We start from the raw sequence: 2,188 nt of genomic DNA on the forward strand, positions 1-2,188 counted from the left end.
GAAGCCGTAAAAGATCAAGGTGTTGCTTTCGATCTTGGTGCTCGTTGGTCTGGTATGGCGATCACGCGGGAGGTCCTGTCGCAGCTCGGGTGCCGGTTCGCGGCGCTGTTGCCGCACCTGAACGAGCGGCAGCGACGCCTGGCCGTGGCCACCGAGGCCCGGCTGCTGGGCCACGGCGGCGTGCGCGTCGCGGCCCAGGTCGCCCGAGTGAGCGAGACCACCGTCCGACGAGGCATGGCGGAACTGGACGCGGGCGGCGAGCCGTTTCCGGACGGTCGGGTCCGTGCGGTGGGCGGCGGCCGTAAGCGGGCCGAGAAGAACGACCCCGTCGTGCTGGACGCGCTGCTGGTCCTGGTCGAGCCGGATGAGCGGGGCGATCCGGAATCCCCGTTGCGGTGGACGACGAAGTCGTTGCGGCACTTGGCCGAGGAGCTGACTCGGCAGGGACATCCGGTGTCGGCTCCGACGGTCGGCCGGTTGTTGAAGTCGGCCGGATTCAGCTTGCAGGCCAACGCCAAGACGTTGGAAGGCGCACAGCATCCGGATCGGGATGCGCAGTTTCGCTATGTCAACGGGCAGGTGAAGGACCACCAGGCCAGTGGCGAGCCGGTGATCAGCGTGGACACGAAGAAGCGGGAACAGTTGGGGCGCTTACCGATGGCCGGACGGGAGTGGCGGCCGCAGGGGGAGCCAGTCGCGGTGGAGGACCACCACTTCTTCTTCAGCGGCCCGGACGTGGAGCAGGCCATCCCGTACGGGATCTACGACATCACCCGCAATACCGGCTGGGTCAACGTGGGGGTCGATCACGACACCTCGGTGTTCGCGGTCGAGTCGATCCGCCGCTGGTGGAAAGCGCGCGGCAGTCTGGACCATCCGAATGCGTCGAGGTTGCTGATCACCGCCGACGCGGGTGGCTCCAACGGCTACCGCTACCGGGTCTGGAAGAGCGAGTTGGCCGCCCTGGCCGCGGAGACCGGGCTGGCGATCACGGTCTGTCACTTCCCTCCAGGAACAAGTAAGTGGAACAAGATTGAACACCGGCTGTTCTCGCATATCACCCTCAACTGGCGGGGCCGCCCGCTGACCAGCCACGAAATTGTGGTCAAGACCATCGAAGCGACCCGCACCCGCGCCGGGCTGCGGGTCGAAGCGGCTCTGGACACCGGCGACTACCCCATCGGCGTCGCGATCAGCAAGGAACGCTTCGCCGCCCTGCCGCTGCAGCGGCATGCCACCCGCGGCACCTGGAACTACACCCTGCTCCCACAGCCCGTCACGACGACCGACGTGGCAGCGGTGGTCGAGTCGGACGGGCCGGCCGGTCGCCGCCAGACCATGCTCACTCGCCTGGCCGACCCTCGGCTGACCGGCCTGACCGGCGCCGAACTCGACCAGCTGTCCAACGCCCTCGCGTCGGCCCAAGCCGCCCGGACACAACAGCGCTACGCCGAGCAACGCGGCGGCCGTGCCCGGCGGGCCACCGGCAGACTCCGCGGTGGCAAGCCGTTATTCGACGACGCCGACCGCCTGCTGCTCACCCTTGTCTACCAACGGCAGGTCTGCTCCATGAACGTGCTCGCAGACCTGTTGGAGGTCACCAACACCTGCATCGGCGATCTGGTGAAGCAGACGCGCGACGTCCTCGAAGATCGCGGCCACAACTCAGGAGTGGCCTCGGTGCGCTTCGCCACCGCTCGCGACCTGCTCACGTTCCTCGATCACGGAATCCGCCCGGCCCGAACCGCGATCATTGAGGCGTTGTCCGATCCGGCCCTGACCGGGATGAGTCGGGACGAGCTGAACGACCTCACCGAACGGCTCGCGCCCCGACAGGCCGCTCACGCCGAACGGCTCACTCATCAGCGCCGTGGCGGCCCCCGCCGGCCCGGCGCCCGTGGTGGTGTCTTTCCCCAGAAGATCAGCAACAGTGAACGCGTCCTGCTCACTGTCCTGTATCTCAGGAAACTGTGCACATTGGGCGTTCTCGCCGACGCTCTCGGCGACGTGAGCCGCTCGGCCGTCGCCGGTGTCGTCCGCGAGACGCGGCCACTCCTGGAGCGGGACGGCTGTCTCCCATCCCCGGCGTCGGCCCGTTACCGCACGGCCGCCCAGCTCCTGGCCACGGCTTCCACGCCGAACCCAGCGGGAACCGACACGCCGACAAGTTGATCTTTTACGGCTTCAC

Annotated in this window: 1 protein-coding gene; it reads left to right on the forward strand. The window is 67.9% G+C overall.

From position 1 onward, the window contains the following. Positions 1-54 precede the first annotated feature (54 nt). A complete protein-coding gene (locus tag FM051_RS49790; RefSeq protein ID WP_158854946.1) occupies positions 55-2,172 on the forward strand; it encodes an ISAzo13 family transposase in 2,118 nt (705 codons plus the stop codon). The last annotated feature ends 16 nt before the right edge of the window (positions 2,173-2,188 follow it).

The sequence above is a fragment of the Saccharothrix deserti genome, from assembly GCF_009769385.1.
Lineage (GTDB): Bacteria > Actinomycetota > Actinomycetes > Mycobacteriales > Pseudonocardiaceae > Actinosynnema > Actinosynnema deserti.

Excerpts from the sequence above, each read along its gene's own strand:
- FM051_RS49790 (WP_158854946.1), top strand. The coding sequence starts at position 55 with ATGGCGATCACGCGGGAGGTCCTGTCGCAGCTCGGGTGCCGGTTCGCG.